This window comes from Exiguobacterium sp. s28 (assembly GCF_018618135.1).
Lineage (GTDB): Bacteria > Bacillota > Bacilli > Exiguobacteriales > Exiguobacteriaceae > Exiguobacterium > Exiguobacterium mexicanum_A.
The window spans coordinates 1-229 of sequence record NZ_JACSLL010000043.1; the positions used below are offsets into that span (position 1 = coordinate 1).

The following is a 229-nucleotide window of genomic DNA, read 5'->3' on the forward strand; positions in this document are numbered from 1 at the left end:
CGTGTGGAGCTGAATGATACTAATCGGTCGAGGCTTTGATCTAGTCTAATGGTTTGTATGAATTGATGAGTCTTCAGTTTTGAGAGAACAATCTCTTAAAAAGAGTTGACATTATGTTAAGATAATGTTAATCTCATATATGTCTGGTGGCGATAGCGAAGCGGCCACACCCGTTCCCATGCCGAACACGGAAGTTAAGCGCTTCAGCGCCGAAAGTAGTTGGGGGTCT

The 229-nt window shown here is 43.7% G+C and carries 1 rRNA gene; it reads left to right on the plus strand.

The window, feature by feature from the left end:
• Positions 1 to 142 precede the first annotated feature (142 nt).
• A 5S ribosomal RNA gene (gene rrf / locus KNP78_RS15665) occupies positions 143 to 229 on the plus strand; the annotation flags it as partial.